Raw genomic sequence first — 15202 nt, 5'->3', positions numbered from 1 at the left:
CCTTGCGTCAGAGCAGGGGCTCGGGCAGCTCGGCGCCAGCCTCGAACAGCGGCAGCAGCCGCTGGGCCCGCAGCGCCGCCTCGACGACGAGCTCGACGTCGTCGGCCAGGTCGGCGGTCGTGGCCGTGGTCGGCACCGTGGCGGCCGTGACGACGGGCGCGGTGCGGGCGTGCAGGGCGGCGAGGAGCGCCTCGCGGTCGAGGCCGCGCAGCGCGAACAGCACCAGCGGGTCGGCGTCGACCAGCCAGCCGGTCTGGAGGAGCAGCGCGAGCGCGTGGGAGCACGGCGCGAGGTAGTGCGGGCACGTGCAGGTGGCGACCAGCTCGCCGCCGTAGGGCAGGAGCTCGACGCCGACCTCCTCGGCGTGCTCGACCAGGTCGTGCGGGAGGTTGCCGGCGAGCAGCTCGGCGATCCGGCCCGCCTCGGCGGCGATCACCTCGACCAGCGCGGCGCGGGTCTCGTCGTCGAGGGTCGGGACGGCGACCTCGACGGTCCACGCGTCGTCCCCCTCGCGGACGGCGGCCAGCAGGCTGCCGCTGTCGACGCTGATCCCGCCCACGTCACCGCGCCGGGCAGCGGCGCGGCCCGGGCGCAGCTCGGCCTCGGAGTAGGCCGCCTCCTCGACCGCCCGCTGCCACGCCTTGCCCCACCAGGACCGGATGCCGCGCGAGGGCTGGGTCTGCCGCGCGAAGGTGACGCGCATCAGTCGTCGTCCTCGGCGAGGAGGGCCGCGTCGCGCTGCTCGCGGCGCAGGGTGACCAGGTCGCGCAGCTCCTCGTTGCTCAGCTCGGTGAGCGCGGCGTCGCCGCGCGCGAGGACGGCGTCCGCGAGCTGGCGCTTGCGGTCGAGCAGCTGGGCGACCCGCTCCTCGATGGTGCCGCGGGTGACCATCCGGTGCACCTGGACCGGGCGGGTCTGCCCGATCCGGTAGGCGCGGTCGGTCGCCTGCTCCTCGACGGCCGGGTTCCACCAGCGGTCGACGTGGACGACGTGGTCGGCGCGGGTCAGGTTGAGGCCGGTGCCGCCGGCCTTGAGCGAGAGCAGGAACACCGGGACGGCGCCGTCCTGGAAGCGGCGCACCATCGCCTCGCGCTGACCGACCGGCGTGCCGCCGTGGAGGAACTGGTGCGGCACGCCCGCCGCGGTGAGGTGCTGCTCGATGAGCCGGGCCATCGCGACGTACTGGGTGAAGACGAGCACCGCGCCGTCCTCGGACAGCACGGTGGCGACGAGCTCGTCGAGGAGCTCGAGCTTCTCGGAGCGGCCGGCCAGCCGGATCGCGCCGGACTGCTTGAGGAACTGCGCCGGGTGGTTGCAGATCTGCTTGAGCCCGGTGAGCAGCGCGAGGACCAGACCGCGCCGGGTCTCCTCGTCGGCACGCTCGATCCGCTCCATGGTGTCCTTGACGAACGCCTCGTAGAGGACGACCTGCTCGCGGGTCAGCCCCAGCAGGTGGTCGGTCTCGGTCTTGGGCGGCAGCTCCGGCGCGATGCCCGGGTCGGACTTGCGCCGGCGCAGCAGGAACGGCCCGATCAGGTCGGCGAACTGCCGCGCCTTCGTCGGCTCGGCACCGGACTCGATCGGCGCGCCCCACACCCGGCGGAACGCCTGCCGGCTGCCGAGCAGACCCGGCACGCACCAGTCGAGGATCGACCAGAGCTCGGTGAGGTCGTTCTCGACCGGGGTGCCGGTGAGCGCGACGCGCGCCCGGTGGGGCAGCTGGCGCAGCGCCCGGGCGGTCGACGTCCGGGAGTTCTTGACGTGCTGGGCCTCGTCGGCGACGACCAGGTCCCAGTCGACCGCGGCCAGGGTGGCGACGTCGCGGCGCAGGGTGCCGTAGGTCGTCAGCACGAAGCCGCCGCCATGCTGGTCGAGCCTGTCGAGCCGCTGGTCGAGCCTGTCGAGACCCTCGAGCGAGCGTGCGCCGCCGTGGAAGCGCCGGACCGGGACGCCGGGCGCGAACCGCTCGATCTCGGCCTCCCAGTTGCCGAGCAGGCTCGCCGGGCACACGACCAGCGTCGCGCCCTCGCGGGTCGCGGGCTGGGCGCGGCGGTGGAGGTGGAGCGCGATCAGGGTGATCGTCTTGCCCAGGCCCATGTCGTCGGCCAGGCACGCGCCGAGGCCGAGCCCGGTCAGGTCGGCGAGCCAGGTGAGCCCGTGGCGCTGGTAGTCGCGCAGCGTGGCGGCGAGGCCGGGCGGCTCGGGGAGCGGGTCGCGGGTGGCCGCGGCGAGCACCTGCTCGCGCACCTTCAGCAGGCTCGCGCCGACGACCACCTCGGCGCTGACCGCCTCCTGGTCGGCGCTCGTCGGTACGTCGGTCACCCCGGTCAGCGCCGCAGCCAGCGCCTGCGCCCCGCTCGCCTTGCGGATCAGCCGCTTGCGCGCCCGCCGGGCCGTCGTCGGGTCGACGACCGTCCAGGCGCCACGGAGCTTGATGATCGGGCTGGCCGCCGAGGTCAGCTCGGCCAGCTCGGCCTCGCTCAGCGCCTCGCCGTGGAGCGCGACCTGCCACGAGAACGAGAAGAGGCCCTCGGTCGAGAACGGGCTGTCCTGCAGGGGGAGCTCGTCGCCGCGCTTGCTGCCCTGGTCCTTGCTGCCCTGGTCCTTGCGGCGGTCGAGGACGGCGCGGGTGGTCAGCTCCGGCCCCAGCGCGCGCGGCCAGTGGACGTCGACCCGGACGTCGCGCAGCGCCCCCACGTGGTCGAGCAGGCTCGCGATGTCGTCGCCGTCGAGGGTCAGCTGGTCGGGGACGGCGAGCGCGAGCAACCTGTCGAGCACGGGCCACGCGTCGGCAGCCGCCCGCAGCGCGATGCTCGCGTGGATCCGGGCCCGCCCCCCGAAGCCGTGCTCGGCCGGGCCGGCCGTCCACAGCAGCGCCGCGTCGCACACGTGCAGCGGGTCGCGCTCGTCGTGGACCTGGAGGACGATCCGGACCGCCCCCGCGATCAGCTCCTCCTCGTCGGCCTCGACCCGCAGCGAGATGTTGACCAGCTCGGGCAGCACCGCGTCGTCGGCCCCGCGGTCGGGACGATCGCCCGCCCGCTCGGCGAGCCGGCGCCGGACCCGGTCGGCGAAGTCGTCGGGTGTGCGGGCCGCGGACGTGCCGGGTGCGGACGCCGGCGCCGGCGCCGGTGCCGGCGCCGCCCGGGGCAGCGTGGCCGCGACCGCGTCGAGCACCTGCCGGACGAGCACCGCGGCGTCGGCGGCCGGCAGGCCGTCGTACGCCCGGGCGTGGGCGAGGCGCTCGACCGCCTCGGTGTCGCGCTCGTCGAGACCGTCGACCCGCCAGGTGGGCACCGGGTCGGAGGCCGGCGCGACCTTGCCGGCCGCCACCAGCCGCAGCCCCAGCAGAGCGGCACCGCCGATCAGCGCGACGCTCGGATGGACGTCGTCGGCCCCCCGCGCCCGGCTCAGCACGGGGAGCGCGGCCGCCACCGGCAGCGCGACCCGGCGGCGCCCGGCCGCGTCGGTGAACTCGATCGTCGTCGGCTCACCCGCTCTGACCTGCAGGGCCGCTGGTCCGGAGACGGGAACGAAGCTCACAGAGGGACGCTAACGGCCGACGCCGACAGGGAGTTCCCCGGCCGCTCTCAGCCGTCGCCCCCGGCGCCGCCTCAGCCGCCGTACGCCGGGCGGGTCAGCGCCTGCCCCCGCCGCCGGGCGACCGCCGCGCCGCCGAGCAGCAGGACGCCGCCGCTCGCGGCGAGGACCGCCGCCCACCACGTCGGGTGCTCGACCGCGAGGACCGCGCTGGCCAGCGGCGCGATCACGATCGGCGCGGCGAGCGCGAGGAGGGCGAAGCCCGAGTGGTTCGACACCACCGCCGCCAGCGCCCACCCGACCGCGAGGACCCCCACGAAGCCGATCGTCCACCAGACGTCGGACTCCCGGAAGGACGTGTCGACGTCCGCCGCCATCCCCATCGGGCCGGAGCCGAAGGGCAGGTCGGCGAAGAAGCCGCCGATCAGGCGCAGCACCAGCATCGACAGCAGGATCACCGCATAGGCGACCAGGCCGGCCACGCCGACCGCGACGCCGGTGATCGCGCGGCTCGGCAGCAGCCAGCCGACGACGGTCACGGCGACGACGAAGACGGCGACCGCCGCCCCCACGACGACTGACGTGCTCTCGTCGCTGAGGTTGTCGGCGACGAGGTCGTTGAACGCGAGGGCGTAGAGGATCGCCAGGCCCACGATCGCGGTCACGGCGAAGGCCGCCCGGCGGGACGCCGCGTAGCCGGCCGCCGCGAGCACCACGATCACCGCGCCGATGAGGTAGCCGAGCCACTCGTCGTCGGAGTGGATCCCCACGTCGAGCATGAGCGCGACCCCGAGGATCCCGACCACCCCCGGCCAGGTGACCAGGTCGGTCCGCGCCCGGCTGCCCTCGCGGCGCCCGGCGGTCGCGGTGCCGACGAGCGCGATGAGGAGCAGCACCGCCGTCGCCCCGAGCCCGACGCCGAAGTTCGACCAGTCGAGGTCGCCGTCGGAGCGGCTCCGGGCCCGCGAGATGACCACCGCCGCACCCAGCAGCCCCGCGCCCAGCGCGACGAGCCCGCCGGTGAGCCCGGTCCGCCCGGCCTTCGCCGCGGCGCCCGGGTCACCGGGTCCGGGCGCGTCGAAGCCCGCTCCGGGCGGGGCCGGCGGACCGCCGTACCCCTGGCCGGCCGGCTGGGGGTCCGGGGCCGTCGCCACCACGGTCGCGCCGGGCGGCGGCAGGTCCGGGTCGGGGTCGCGGGGGCGCTGGACGGTCTGGTCGGGCTGCGGACCGCCGCCGGGCTGGTCCGGAGCGTCCGGGGTGCCGTTCGCGGGAGCGTCGTCGGTCATGTTCGGACTGTAGGACCGATCGCGCCCCGATCGCGGGAGGTGCGCGCCTCAGGCGCGGATCCGCCCGGTGATCGGCGGCAGGTCCGCGAGCGTCACGATGCCCGGCTCGGCCGCGACCACGTACGGCACGGCGTTGGTGACCGGCAGGGCGGTGTAGATCATCCCGAGGCCCATGTAGCCGGGCTCGGCCCAGTCCTTCGGCGGCAGGCACTGCACCACGGTGCGCATGTTGGGCCGGCCGAACACCTGGATCACGTGGCCGTGCGCCAGCGGCTTCGGCGGGTCGACGTGGCTGCCCATGGTCCAGTTGAAGCCGACGCTCACCACGTTGCGCTCCCCCACCCAGCCGCGGTGGTAGCCCATCACGCCGGCCACCGTGCCCTCCGGGATCGTCATGAAGCCGAGGTCGGAGTCGCCGGTCGCCGCGGTGAAGGTGACGTCGAAGGTCATCCGGTCGAGCCTCGCGCCCATCGCGTCGGCCATCATCGCTGCGGACTCGGCGAACACCTCGCTCTCGCGGCGCACCGACTCCGCCAGCCCGGGGGTGGCCGGGTCCTGGGAGAAGCCCATGGCGATCTGGGTCCCCGCGGACTCGTACGTCGAGCAGTCGACCGACTCGGTGATCCGGACCTCGTCCACGTGCTCGCACGACCCGCTGAGCACCATGCCCACCAGGTTGGTCATGCCCGGGTGGGCACCGCTGCCGAAGATCGAGGAGCCGCCACGGGCGCAGGCGTCCTCGATCCGGGCGCGATCGGCCGGGGACTGCTTGCCGCCGGTGATCCAGGCCGCGCTCGTGCAGACGTTGACGCCGTTCTCGAGCAGCCTCACGAGGGTGTCGACGTCCGGCCAGAGCGGGTTGTAGCAGCAGGCGTCGGGCTCCAGCGCGAGCAGCGCCGCGAGGTCGTCGGTCGCGCGGACGCCGGTCGGCTCGGGCCAGCCGCACAGCTCGGCTGCGTCCCTGCCGACCTTGTCGGCGCCGTGGGCGTAGACGCCGACCAGCTCGAGGTCGGGCCGGGACAGGATCGCGTGCGCCGACCGCCGGCCGATATTGCCCGTCGTCCACTGGACGACGCGGAGGGGACGGTCGAACCGGGGTGCGCTCATGCGGGCGAGACTAGAACGCGTTCTATTTTGTTGTCGAGGGGTCGTGCCCCGGAGATCAGCTCATCCGCTCACCCCCAGCACCAGCGGAAGGACGGCGGCAGCACCCGCCGCGTGGAGCGCGTCGGCCCCGAGCGTGAGCGACCAGCCGGTGACCAGCCGGTCGTCGACCAGCAGCACCCGGCGCTCGCGCACCGCGTCGGGCTCGTCGAGCTGGAGGGCGCAGCGCCGGCTCACCGCGGCCACCCGCTGCGCCGAGTTGGTCGCGCCGCGGTCGGGACCGACCGAGAGGTCGACCACGGCCCAGCGACCGACCACCGGGACGCCCAGGAAGCGGGACAGCCCGGCGGCGAGGTCGGCCACCAGCTGCGGCTTGCGCTCGGACTCGGCGACGACGATGGCGTCGACCTGGGGCTGCCAGTCGCGGAGCATGGTCACCATCGCCTGGGCGAGCGGCACCGGGACCGGTCCGTCGTCGGCGTCGGCCGCGAAGAGCCCGCGCAGGGCCGCGCCGTGGCCGAGGTCGGTGAGCCGGGCGATCGCACGGCCCTCGCCGGCCGGCTGCTTGATCTTGCCCGAGCGGCTGACGCCGATGGCGGCGAGGCCGGTGGGCCACAGCTTGCGCGGCTCGACCGGGACGCCGGGCCGGGCGAGCCGGTCGGCGGCCTGCTCGACGGCGTCGGCGGAGATCTCGGTGGGCAGGGAGAGTCCGCCGCAGTTGTCGCAGCGTCCACAGCGCCAGTCGAGGTCGGCGAGCACCTCGGGGTCGTCGAGCTGGGCGCGCAGGTAGCGCATGCGGCACTCGTCGGTGGCGAGGTAGTCGAGCATCGCCTGCTGCTCGGCGGCCCGGGACGCGGCGACCCGGGCGTAGCGGTCGGCGTCGTAGGCCCAGGCCTCGCCGGTGGACTCCCAGCCGCCCCGGACCCGCCGCACGGCGCCGTCGACGTCGAGCACCTTGAGCATGGTCTCGAGGCGGGTGCGGGAGAGGTCGACGCGCGGCTCGAGCGCGGCCGTGCTGAGCGCCCGTCCCTCGTCGGCGAGCGCGGCGAGGGTCTCGCGGACGACCTCCTCGCGCGGGAAGGCGAGCGAGGCGAAGTAGGCCCAGATGTCGCGGTCCTCGGTGGCCGGCAGCAGCACCACGGAGGCACCCCCGGCCGGCAGGTCGTGGCCGCGGCCGGCACGACCGACCTGCTGGTAGTAGGCGACCGGGCTGCTGGGTGCCCCGAGGTTGACCACGAAGCCGAGCGAGGCGTCGAAGCCCATGCCGAGCGCGCTGGTCGCGACGAGCGCCTTGACCTCGCCGTCGATGAGCGCCTGCTCGAGCGCGAGTCGCTCGGTCTGCTCGGTCTGGCCGGAGTAGGCCGCGACCTGGTGCCCGCGGGAGCGGAGGTAGTCGGCGACCTCCTGGGTGGCGGCGACGGTGAGGCAGTAGACGATGCCGCTGCCCGGCTGCTCGGCGAGGTGGTCGGCGAGCCAGGCCAGCCGCTGCTCGGCCGTCTTGAGACGGACCACGCCCAGGCACAGCGACGCGCGGTCGAGGCTGCCGCGCAGCACCAGCGTGTCCTTGCCGAGCTGCTCCGCCACGTCGTTCGTCACGCGCTGGTTGGCCGTGGCCGTGGTGGCGAGCACCGGGATGCCGGCGGGCAGGTCGTCGAGCAGCGTGCGGATGCGCCGGTAGTCGGGCCGGAAGTCGTGACCCCAGTCGGAGATGCAGTGCGCCTCGTCGACCACCAGCAGGCCGCAGGTCTCGGCCAGCCGGGGCAGCACCTCGTCGCGGAAGCCCGGGTTGTTGAGCCGCTCGGGACTGACCAGCAGGACGTCGACCTCACCGGCGGCGATCGCCCGGTGCACCTCGTCCCACTGCTCCATGTTGGTCGAGTTGACCGTGACCGCACGGATGCCGGCCCGCTCGGCGGCCGCGATCTGGTTGCGCATGAGCGCGAGCAGCGGCGAGATGATGACCGTCGGGCCGGCCTGCTCGGCACGCAGCAGCAGGGTCGCGACGAAGTAGACCGCCGACTTTCCCCACCCCGTGCGCTGGACGACGAGGGCCCGGCGCCGCTCGACGACCAGGGCGGCGATGGCGGCCCACTGGTCGTCGTAGAGCCGGGCGTCGGGGCGCCCGACCAGGGCGCGCAGGTGCTCCTCGGCGCGGGCGCGGACGGCGGCGTCGGTGGGTGCCTCGGAGGTCATGCCGTCGTGTCTACCAGCGGGGCCCGACGCAACCCTGCGAGGGCCCCGGCACAATCGGGGCCATGACCGACCCGAGCGCCCCGCCCGAGCCGCCGGCCCCCTGGCTGGTGCGCTGGCCCGCGCGGGTGGTCGCCGTCCTCGTGGTGCTGCCGGCGCGCGCGCTGTGGGACGGCTTCGGCGCGGCCGCCGGTCTCGTCGAGCGGTTCTGGGACGGCGTCGTGACCCGGCCGTGGCTGGCGTTCTGGCGCTTCGTCGGGCGGCTCCTGCGCCCGCTCGGCCGCCTCCTCCGCGCTCCCCTGCACTGGTTCGTCCGGTACGTCGTCCGACCCGCCGGCCGCGTCCTCGACCGGCTCTGGCAGCACCTCGTGCTCACCCCGACCCTCTGGCTGTGGCGGGTGCTGGTGGCGCCGTTCGGGCGCGGGATCCTCGCCCCGATCGGCCGCGCCCTGCGCTGGGCCTGGGAGCTCGCGGGCGGCGCGCTGCGTGCACTCGGAGGGGCGCTCACCGCACCCTTCCGCTGGGCGCACCGGACCCTCGTCGCGCCGGCGCTCCGCTGGGCACGCCGCGCGGTCGTGGCACCGGTGCGCCGGGCGCTCCGCGAGGTGCGCGAGCAGGTCCGCCGGGCCCTCGGCGGCTCAGCCCGCTGAGCCCGCCCACCAGATCCGGGCGATCTCGAACCGCGAGCCCGCCTCCCACCGCAGCAGCACGTCGCCGACGTGCTTCTCGACGCCCTTGACCGAGATCCCGAGGGCCTCGGCGATCTGCTGGTTGGTCCGGCCCGCCGCGACGTGCTCGGCGACCTCGGCCTGGCGGGGGCTGAGCCGGGCGCCCGCGGGCGCACCGGCAGCACCGGCAGCGCCGGCACCGCCCGCACCACCGACGGCCGCCAGCAGGCCGACCCGGGTGGCGACACCGAAGGCGCACAGCACCCGGGAGACGTGGGCGCGCACGGTGCTCGGCGAGAGGAACAGCCGGGCCGCGATCTGGTCGACCTCCAGGCCGGCGAGGACCGCCCGGGCGACCTCGGCCTCGCGCTCGGACAGGACGTCCCAGCCGGCGCCGGCCACGGGGGGCAGGCGGCGTCCGGAGGCGGCGAGGACGGCACCGGCCGCACGGCGTACGGCGGCATGGCCGGTGCGGTCGCTGCCCGCGACGAGCGCGCGCAGGGTGCGGGAGGCGGTGCCGAGGTCGTGCTGCTGGATCCGGGCCCGGGCGAGGAGGATCTGGCCCTCCGCGGCCTCGACCCCGCGGTCCTCGGCGAGGCAGCTCTCGACGCTGCTGGTGAGCAGCTCGACCGCGGTGCCCGCGTCGCCGGCGTCGAGCGCCGCGCGGCCGCGCGCCCGCTGCACCGACGGACGGGTGATGGGGTGCTCGGCCAGCTCGGCGAGCGTGCCGAGCCAGACCGCGACCGCGTCCGGGTCCTCGGCCAGGAGCGCGGCGTGGAGCAGGGTCTCGAAGGCGAGCGCCCGGTCGATGAGCGTGCAGCGGCTGAGCTTCTCGTCGGCGCCGGCACGGAAGACCAGGTCCGCGGCGGACGCGACGTCGTACCCGGCGATCGCACCGAAGGAGAGCAGCAGCAGGACCCCGCGGTCGATGAAGTCGCGCGGCCGGCGCGGGACGTGCTGCAGGATCTCGGCCGTGGCCCGGCCGATGTCGGCGTCCCCGGCATTGCCCTGGACCAGGACGGCGACCGCGCCGGCCACCGGGGCGACCCGGCTGCCCGGGACGACGGCCGCGCTGATCACGCCGAGCACCTCCCGGGCCTCCTCGATCCGCCCCGAGAAAGCGGCGATCCGCGCCTGGCAGACCCACATCAGCGGCGCGAAGGGGTGCCCCTCCCAGGCAGCCCCCGGTGGCGGACCGGCCGCGTCGAGCGCCGCGGCCTCCCGGATCCGGGCGCTGACGAGGGCGGCCTCCGCGGCGACGTACCGGACCGCCGACCACCACCGCGAGCCCGGCTCGTCGGCATCCGCGAGCAGCCGGCTCAGCAGTGCGCGGTCGGGCGGCGGGGCGTCGAGGTCCCCCGCCGCAGCCAGCACGGCGGCCGCGAGGCACCACGCCCGCGCGCGGTCGTCCTGAGCGGCGGCCAGTCCCGCGGCCGCCTGCGCGGTCGCCTCCGCGAAGTCGCCGAGCCAGAAGCCGGCGAGCGCCGCGAGACCGTGGGCCGCCGGGTCACCCTCGCCCGCGGCCACGAGGGCCATCTCGTGGCCCACCTCGGCGGTCCCCTCGGCGAGGTGCCGGAGCACCTCGGCCAGCAGCACCTCGCGGTCCATGCCGGGAACGTTCCCACGCCGGCGGCGTCCGCGCGCGCGGATCGCCGATTACGCACGATCCCTACCGACGCGGGCGGGGCCGCTCGGGGAGAGTCCGGTGCTGTGACCGTCTCCCGCGTCCTCGCCACCCTCGCCGGTCTCGTCCTGGTCGCCGCGACCGCCGCCGGCTGCGGGGAGGACGACCCGGCACCGACCGGCTCCGGCAGCACCGCCGGCAGCACCGGCAGCACCGGCAGCACCGGGCCCGCGGCGCTGCCCCGGTTCTGCGACCTCCTGACGCCCGCGCAGGTCACCGCCGCCGTGGGGGCGGCGGTGACGCTCGAGGCCGGCCCGCTGGACAGCTGCGAGTTCGGCCAGGACGACGACCCGCGCGCGGTCAGCGGCACGCTCGGCGCGGTCGAGGTGGACACCGGCAACGGCGGGTTCGCGGCGTACCGCACGGGCACCGCCGGGTCGCTCGAGGACGCCGTGGAGCACCCCGTCGCCGGCGTCGGCGACGAGGCGTTCGTGGCGACCGGCACGTTCGCCGGCGGCGAGAGCATCCAGGCCGCCGGCGCCGTCCGTGTGGGCGGGACCGCCTACACCCTCGCCCTCGCGCAGGGCGCCGGCCTCAGCGAGGAGGAGCTGGTCGCCGTCGGCGAGAGGCTCCTCCGGCTGATGGCCGACGCGGCCTGAGCTGCGACCGCCTCAGTGCGGGCGGGGCTCCTCGCCGAGCGCGACGCACGCCGCGTCGTACAGCGCGACGACCTCGCGGCGGATCTCGGCCCGCTCGGTGATCGGCCCGCCCGGCCACCGGATCCGGCGCTCGCCGAGCGGCCCCTCGGGGCCGATCACGGTCCACGTGCCGGCCTCGCCGTCGGCGTCGCTCATCGAGGCCGCGGTGGCCTCGGGCACCGCGTGCGCGCGGACGATGAGCAGGTTGTCGTCGAGGTGGTCGCTGTTCATGTGCGCGAGCACCGCGTCGACGACCTCGGGGTCGAAGGCGTGCGGGGCGGTGCTCACCAGATCCGCACCCGGTCGGCCGGGTCGAGCCAGAGCCCGTCACCGGGGGCGGTCGCGAACACCTCGTGGAACTCGTCGAGGTTGCGCACGATGTTGGCGCGGAACTCCGGCGGGCTGTGCGGGTCGATCGTGAGGTACTGCTGCTCCTGCTCGAGCCGCCGCTTCGTGCGCCACACGTAGGCCCAGTTGAAGAAGAGGTTCTTGCGGTCGTCGTCCGAGGCCTCGCGGCCGGCGGCCGCCTCGGCGATGAGGAACGCCGTGTGGGCGATCGTGAGCCCGCCGAGGTCGCCGATGTTCTCGCCGACGGTGAGCGCGCCGTTGACGTGCTCGCCGGGGAGGTTGCGCGGGGCGAAGCCGTCGTACTGGGCGATGAGGGCCTTGGACTTCACCTCGAAGGCGGCCTTGTCGTCGGCGGTCCACCAGTCGTTGAGGTTGCCCTCGCCGTCGTACTGGGCGCCCTGGTCGTCGAAGCCGTGGCCGACCTCGTGGCCGATGACGGCGCCGATGCCGCCGTAGTTCTCGGCCGCGAGCGCGTCGGGGCTGAAGAACGGCTTCTGCAGGATGCCCGCCGGGAAGCAGATCTCGTTGGTGCCGGGGTTGTAGTACGCGTTGACCGTCTGGGGCAGCATGAACCACTCGTCGCGGTCGACCGGCGAGCCGATCTTGGCGAGCTGGCGGTCGGTCTCGAAGCCGGCCGCGGCCTGCGCGTTGGCCACCAGGTCGTCCGGGACGACGACCAGCGCGCTGTAGTCGCGGAAGCGCTCCGGGTAGCCGATCTTGGGCCGGAACGTCTCGATCTTCTCGTAGGCGCGGAGCTTGGTCTCGTCGGTCATCCAGTCGAGCTTGCTGATCGACTGGCGGTAGGCCGCGAGCAGGTTGGCGACCAGCTCATCCATCATCGCCTTGGACGTCGGCGGGAAGTGCCGCGCGACGTACTCCTTGCCGACGGCCTCGCCCATCGCCCCCTCGACGAAGGAGACCGCGCGCTTCCAGCGGGCCCGCAGCTCCGGCGTCCCGGAGAGGGTGCGGCCGTAGAAGTCGAAGTTGGTCTGCACGAACTCGTCGGCCAGGTAGGGCGCCGCCGAGCGCAGCACGCGGGAGAGGAACCAGTCGCGCCAGGTCTCGATCGGGGTCGCCTCGAGGACGCCCGACAGGTGCTGGAGGTACGACGGCTGGCGCACCACGACCTCGGCGATCGTGGCGTGCTCGCCGTCGAGGTGACCGCCCAGGTTGGTGATGTAGGCGTCCCAGTCGAACGCCGGGCACAGCGCCTCGAGCTCGTCGGCGGTGAGCCGGTTGTAGGTCTTCTGGACGTCGCGCGTGTCGGCGCGCTCCCAGTGCCCCTTGGCGAGGTCGGTGTCGAGCTCGAGGATCCGCTGCGCCGCGCCCGTCGGGTCGGCATGACCGCCGAGGGTGAGCAGGCGGGTCAGGTAGCCGACGTACGCCTCGCGGATCTCGGCGAACTTGTCGTCGCGGTAGTACGACTCGTCGGGCAGGCCGAGGCCGCCCTGCGCGAGGTGGAAGAGGTAGCGGTCGGACTGCCGGTCGTCGGTGTCGACGTACGAGCCGAAGAGGCCGTAGCCGCCGATCCGCTCGAACTCGCCGAGGAAGGCTGCGACGTCGCGGACGTCGCGCAGCCCGGCGACGGCGTCGACCATCGGCTGGACGGGCGCGAGGCCGGCGGCCTCGACCCGCTCGGTGTCCATGAAGGAGTTGAAGAGGTCGGCGATCTTGCGCGCGTCGTCTCCGCCATCGGTCGCGCCGGTCGAGACCCCCTCGGCCAGCTCGGTGATGATCGCCTTCACGTCCTCCTCGGCCTGGTCGGCCAGCTGGACGAAGGGTCCCCAGCTGGAGCGGTCGGACGGGATCTCCGCCTCGTCCAGCCAGGTTCCGTTGACGTGACCGAAGAGGTCGTCCTGCGGACGGATGTCGGGGTCCATGCCCGGGCGGGCGTCGTCGAGGATGCTCACGGGGTCGAGCCTAGGACGTGGGTCAACGACCGGGACTTCGGTCCTGATTTCGCGCGGGTGGCTCGGATCCGGCGCGCCGCTCGCCGATGCCTGGTTCATGAAGCCCTCTCTCGGACTCCTTCCCGGGCTCGCCCTGTGCCTGACCTTGGGACTCACCCTGAGCATCGGCCCCGGCGCCCCCGCACCCGCGAGCGCCGCGCCGGTCTCGACAACGCCCGGCGTCCCGGCGCGGCTGCTGGTGCAGCGGCTGCTCGAGGACCGGGTGCTCGCGCTGACCAACCAGCAGCGCCGCAAGCACGGCTGCGGCGCGCTGCGGAACTCGGCCCCGCTCCGCAAGGCCGCCCGCGGCCACACCGTCAGCATGGCGCTGGCGGGGACGATGTCCCACCAGCTGCCCGGCGAGGCGCGGTTCTCGAGCCGGATCACCCAGTCCGGGTACAAGGGCTGGCGAATCGTCGCCGAGAACATCGCACGCGGCTTCTCCACCCCCAACGACGTCGTCGCGGCCTGGATGCGGAGCCCCAGCCACCGGCGCAACATCCTCAACTGCCGGCTGCGCGACCTCGGCGTGGGCGTCGTCCTGCAGAGCGGCCAGCTCTGGTGGACCCAGGACTTCGGAGTGCGCTGAAGAAAGTCCGGGCGATCCGCGTAAGGCAGCCGGACGCCGTGTCGCGATAGTCCGATCGGACTACCGGACGCCGCCCGGAGCGCCGAGGCGCGCGGGTGGGGTGAGATCCGAGGATTTCCGCATGCCGCGCCGCCGCTCCACGGGACTCCTGGCCGGGGTCCTCAGCCTGCTCACCGTCCTCGCCACGCCCTGGCTCGCCGCGGGGAGCACGGGCACGGCGCCGGCGGCGCCGGCGTCCCCCTCCGGCCGGGGGTACGCCGTGGACACGTCGTTCGAGGCGCGGGTGATCACGCTGACCAACCGTCGCCGGGAGCGCGCCGGCTGCCGGCCGCTGCGGCTGAGCCTGCCCCTCCAGGCCGCCGCGCGCTCGCACAGCGGCGCGATGGCGCGGGCGACGACGATGGCCCACGAGCTGCCCGGTGAGCTGGGCCTGGTCCGGCGGGTCGTCCAGGCCGGCTACACGCCGTGGCGCCGGCTCGCGGAGAACCTCGGCGCGGGATTCGTGAGCCCGCGCAGCGTCGTCCGGGCGTGGATGCGAAGCGCCGGGCACCGGCGCAACCTCCTCGACTGCCGGCTGCGGGAGGTCGGGGTGGGCGTGGTGCGCGCCGGCTCGGGTCAGCTCTGGTGGACCCAGGACTTCGGCCGCCGGTGAGCCAGGGGGTGTCGCGCGCCGCGCCGGACCGCCATGATGCAGCCGTGCGTCTCGCCGCCCTGCTCCCGACCGCGCTCGCCGCGGCCCTGCTCCTGGTCCCCACCCTCCCGGCGCACCCCGCCGACGCCGGTCCGTCCGCGACCGCGGCAAGCCCGCTCGAGCAGCGCCTCGCCGCCCACGTGAACCGCGCGCGGAGCCGCCAGGGCTGCCGTCCCCTCAAGCACCAGGCCGCCCTGCACGGGTCCGCCCGCGCGCACAGTGCCCTGATGGCCCGGCACCGCCGGCTGAGCCACCAGCTCCCCGGCGAGGCAGCCCTCGGCACCCGCCTCGCGAACGCCGGCTACCCGGGCAGCCGCCGGATGGGCGAGGTCATCGCGGCCGGCCCGATGAGCGCCCAGCGCACCCTGCGGATGTGGCTCGGCAGCCCGCCGCACCGCCGGCTGCTGCTCGACTGCCGGTTCCGCCTGCTGGGCGTGGGCGTCGTCGAGAGCGGCCCCGGTCAGCGCTGGTGGACGATCGACCTGGTCCGCTGACCGGGGACGGCGAGGCGCGGC

General features: G+C 75.2%; 13 protein-coding genes. 5 read left to right on the top strand and 8 right to left on the bottom strand.

All coding sequences use genetic code 11. The features are described 5' to 3' along the window. Positions 1 to 7: 7 nt before the first annotated feature. From BM223_RS00175 to BM223_RS00155, 5 genes are all read right to left on the bottom strand, one after another. Entirely contained in the window at positions 8 to 703 is a 696-nt protein-coding gene (locus BM223_RS00175) for an SWIM zinc finger family protein (protein ID WP_052139139.1), read from the bottom strand. Further along, entirely contained in the window at positions 703 to 3543 is a 2841-nt protein-coding gene (locus tag BM223_RS00170) for a DEAD/DEAH box helicase (protein ID WP_038682540.1), read from the bottom strand. The genes BM223_RS00175 and BM223_RS00170 overlap by 1 nt, the downstream gene beginning before the upstream one ends. A gap of 71 nt (positions 3544 to 3614) precedes the next feature. After that, complete coding sequence (locus BM223_RS00165; protein ID WP_038682542.1) at positions 3615 to 4826, bottom strand: hypothetical protein; 1212 nt, start codon at positions 4824 to 4826, stop codon at positions 3615 to 3617. Positions 4827 to 4874: 48 nt separating this feature from the next. Next, complete coding sequence (locus BM223_RS00160; RefSeq protein WP_038682544.1) at positions 4875 to 5933, bottom strand: NAD(P)H-dependent amine dehydrogenase family protein; 1059 nt, start codon at positions 5931 to 5933, stop codon at positions 4875 to 4877. Between the two features lie 60 nt (positions 5934 to 5993). Further along, positions 5994 to 8123: a RecQ family ATP-dependent DNA helicase gene (locus BM223_RS00155; RefSeq protein WP_038682545.1), complete on the bottom strand. Its 2130-nt coding sequence runs from the start codon at positions 8121 to 8123 to the stop codon at positions 5994 to 5996. A 62-nt stretch (positions 8124 to 8185) separates the two neighbouring features. On the opposite strand from BM223_RS00155, the gene BM223_RS00150 reads away from it, so the two are divergent. Further along, positions 8186 to 8770 carry a hypothetical protein gene (locus BM223_RS00150; protein WP_038682547.1) on the top strand — a complete coding sequence of 195 codons (585 nt, stop codon included), beginning with the start codon at positions 8186 to 8188 and terminating at the stop codon, positions 8768 to 8770. Here BM223_RS00150 and BM223_RS00145 read toward each other — a convergent pair. Further along, on the bottom strand, positions 8759 to 10396 hold the full coding sequence (locus BM223_RS00145) for a LuxR C-terminal-related transcriptional regulator (RefSeq protein ID WP_038682549.1): 1638 nt from the start codon (positions 10394 to 10396) through the stop codon (positions 8759 to 8761). The two genes, BM223_RS00150 and BM223_RS00145, sit on opposite strands and share 12 nt — an antisense overlap. 102 nt (positions 10397 to 10498) lie before the next feature. Here BM223_RS00145 and BM223_RS00140 point away from each other — a divergent pair, with 102 nt between their 5' ends. Beyond that, positions 10499 to 11071 carry a hypothetical protein gene (locus BM223_RS00140; protein ID WP_038682551.1) on the top strand — a complete coding sequence of 191 codons (573 nt, stop codon included), beginning with the start codon at positions 10499 to 10501 and terminating at the stop codon, positions 11069 to 11071. A gap of 12 nt (positions 11072 to 11083) precedes the next feature. Here BM223_RS00140 and BM223_RS00135 read toward each other — a convergent pair whose 3' ends face one another. Further along, entirely contained in the window at positions 11084 to 11398 is a 315-nt protein-coding gene (locus BM223_RS00135) for a DUF2470 domain-containing protein (protein WP_038682552.1), read from the bottom strand. After that, on the bottom strand, positions 11395 to 13368 hold the full coding sequence (locus BM223_RS00130; protein WP_038682554.1) for a M13 family metallopeptidase: 1974 nt from the start codon (positions 13366 to 13368) through the stop codon (positions 11395 to 11397). The genes BM223_RS00135 and BM223_RS00130 overlap by 4 nt, the downstream gene beginning before the upstream one ends. Before the next feature lie 97 nt (positions 13369 to 13465). Between BM223_RS00130 and BM223_RS00125 the strand changes: the two genes are divergently transcribed. From BM223_RS00125 to BM223_RS00115, 3 genes are all read left to right on the top strand, one after another. Continuing rightward, positions 13466 to 13996, top strand: coding sequence for a CAP domain-containing protein (locus BM223_RS00125; protein ID WP_075018426.1), 531 nt, complete (start codon positions 13466 to 13468; stop codon positions 13994 to 13996). Positions 13997 to 14117: 121 nt separating this feature from the next. After that, positions 14118 to 14648 carry a CAP domain-containing protein gene (locus BM223_RS00120; RefSeq protein WP_052139141.1) on the top strand — a complete coding sequence of 177 codons (531 nt, stop codon included), beginning with the start codon at positions 14118 to 14120 and terminating at the stop codon, positions 14646 to 14648. Between the two features lie 44 nt (positions 14649 to 14692). After that, on the top strand, positions 14693 to 15181 hold the full coding sequence (locus BM223_RS00115) for a CAP domain-containing protein (protein ID WP_052139142.1): 489 nt from the start codon (positions 14693 to 14695) through the stop codon (positions 15179 to 15181). Positions 15182 to 15202 lie beyond the last annotated feature (21 nt).

The sequence above is a fragment of the Pimelobacter simplex genome (genome assembly GCF_900114845.1).
In the GTDB taxonomy this organism is placed as follows: Bacteria; Actinomycetota; Actinomycetes; order Propionibacteriales; family Nocardioidaceae; genus Nocardioides; species Nocardioides simplex.
This window is presented reverse-complemented; position numbering and strand designations above follow the sequence as displayed.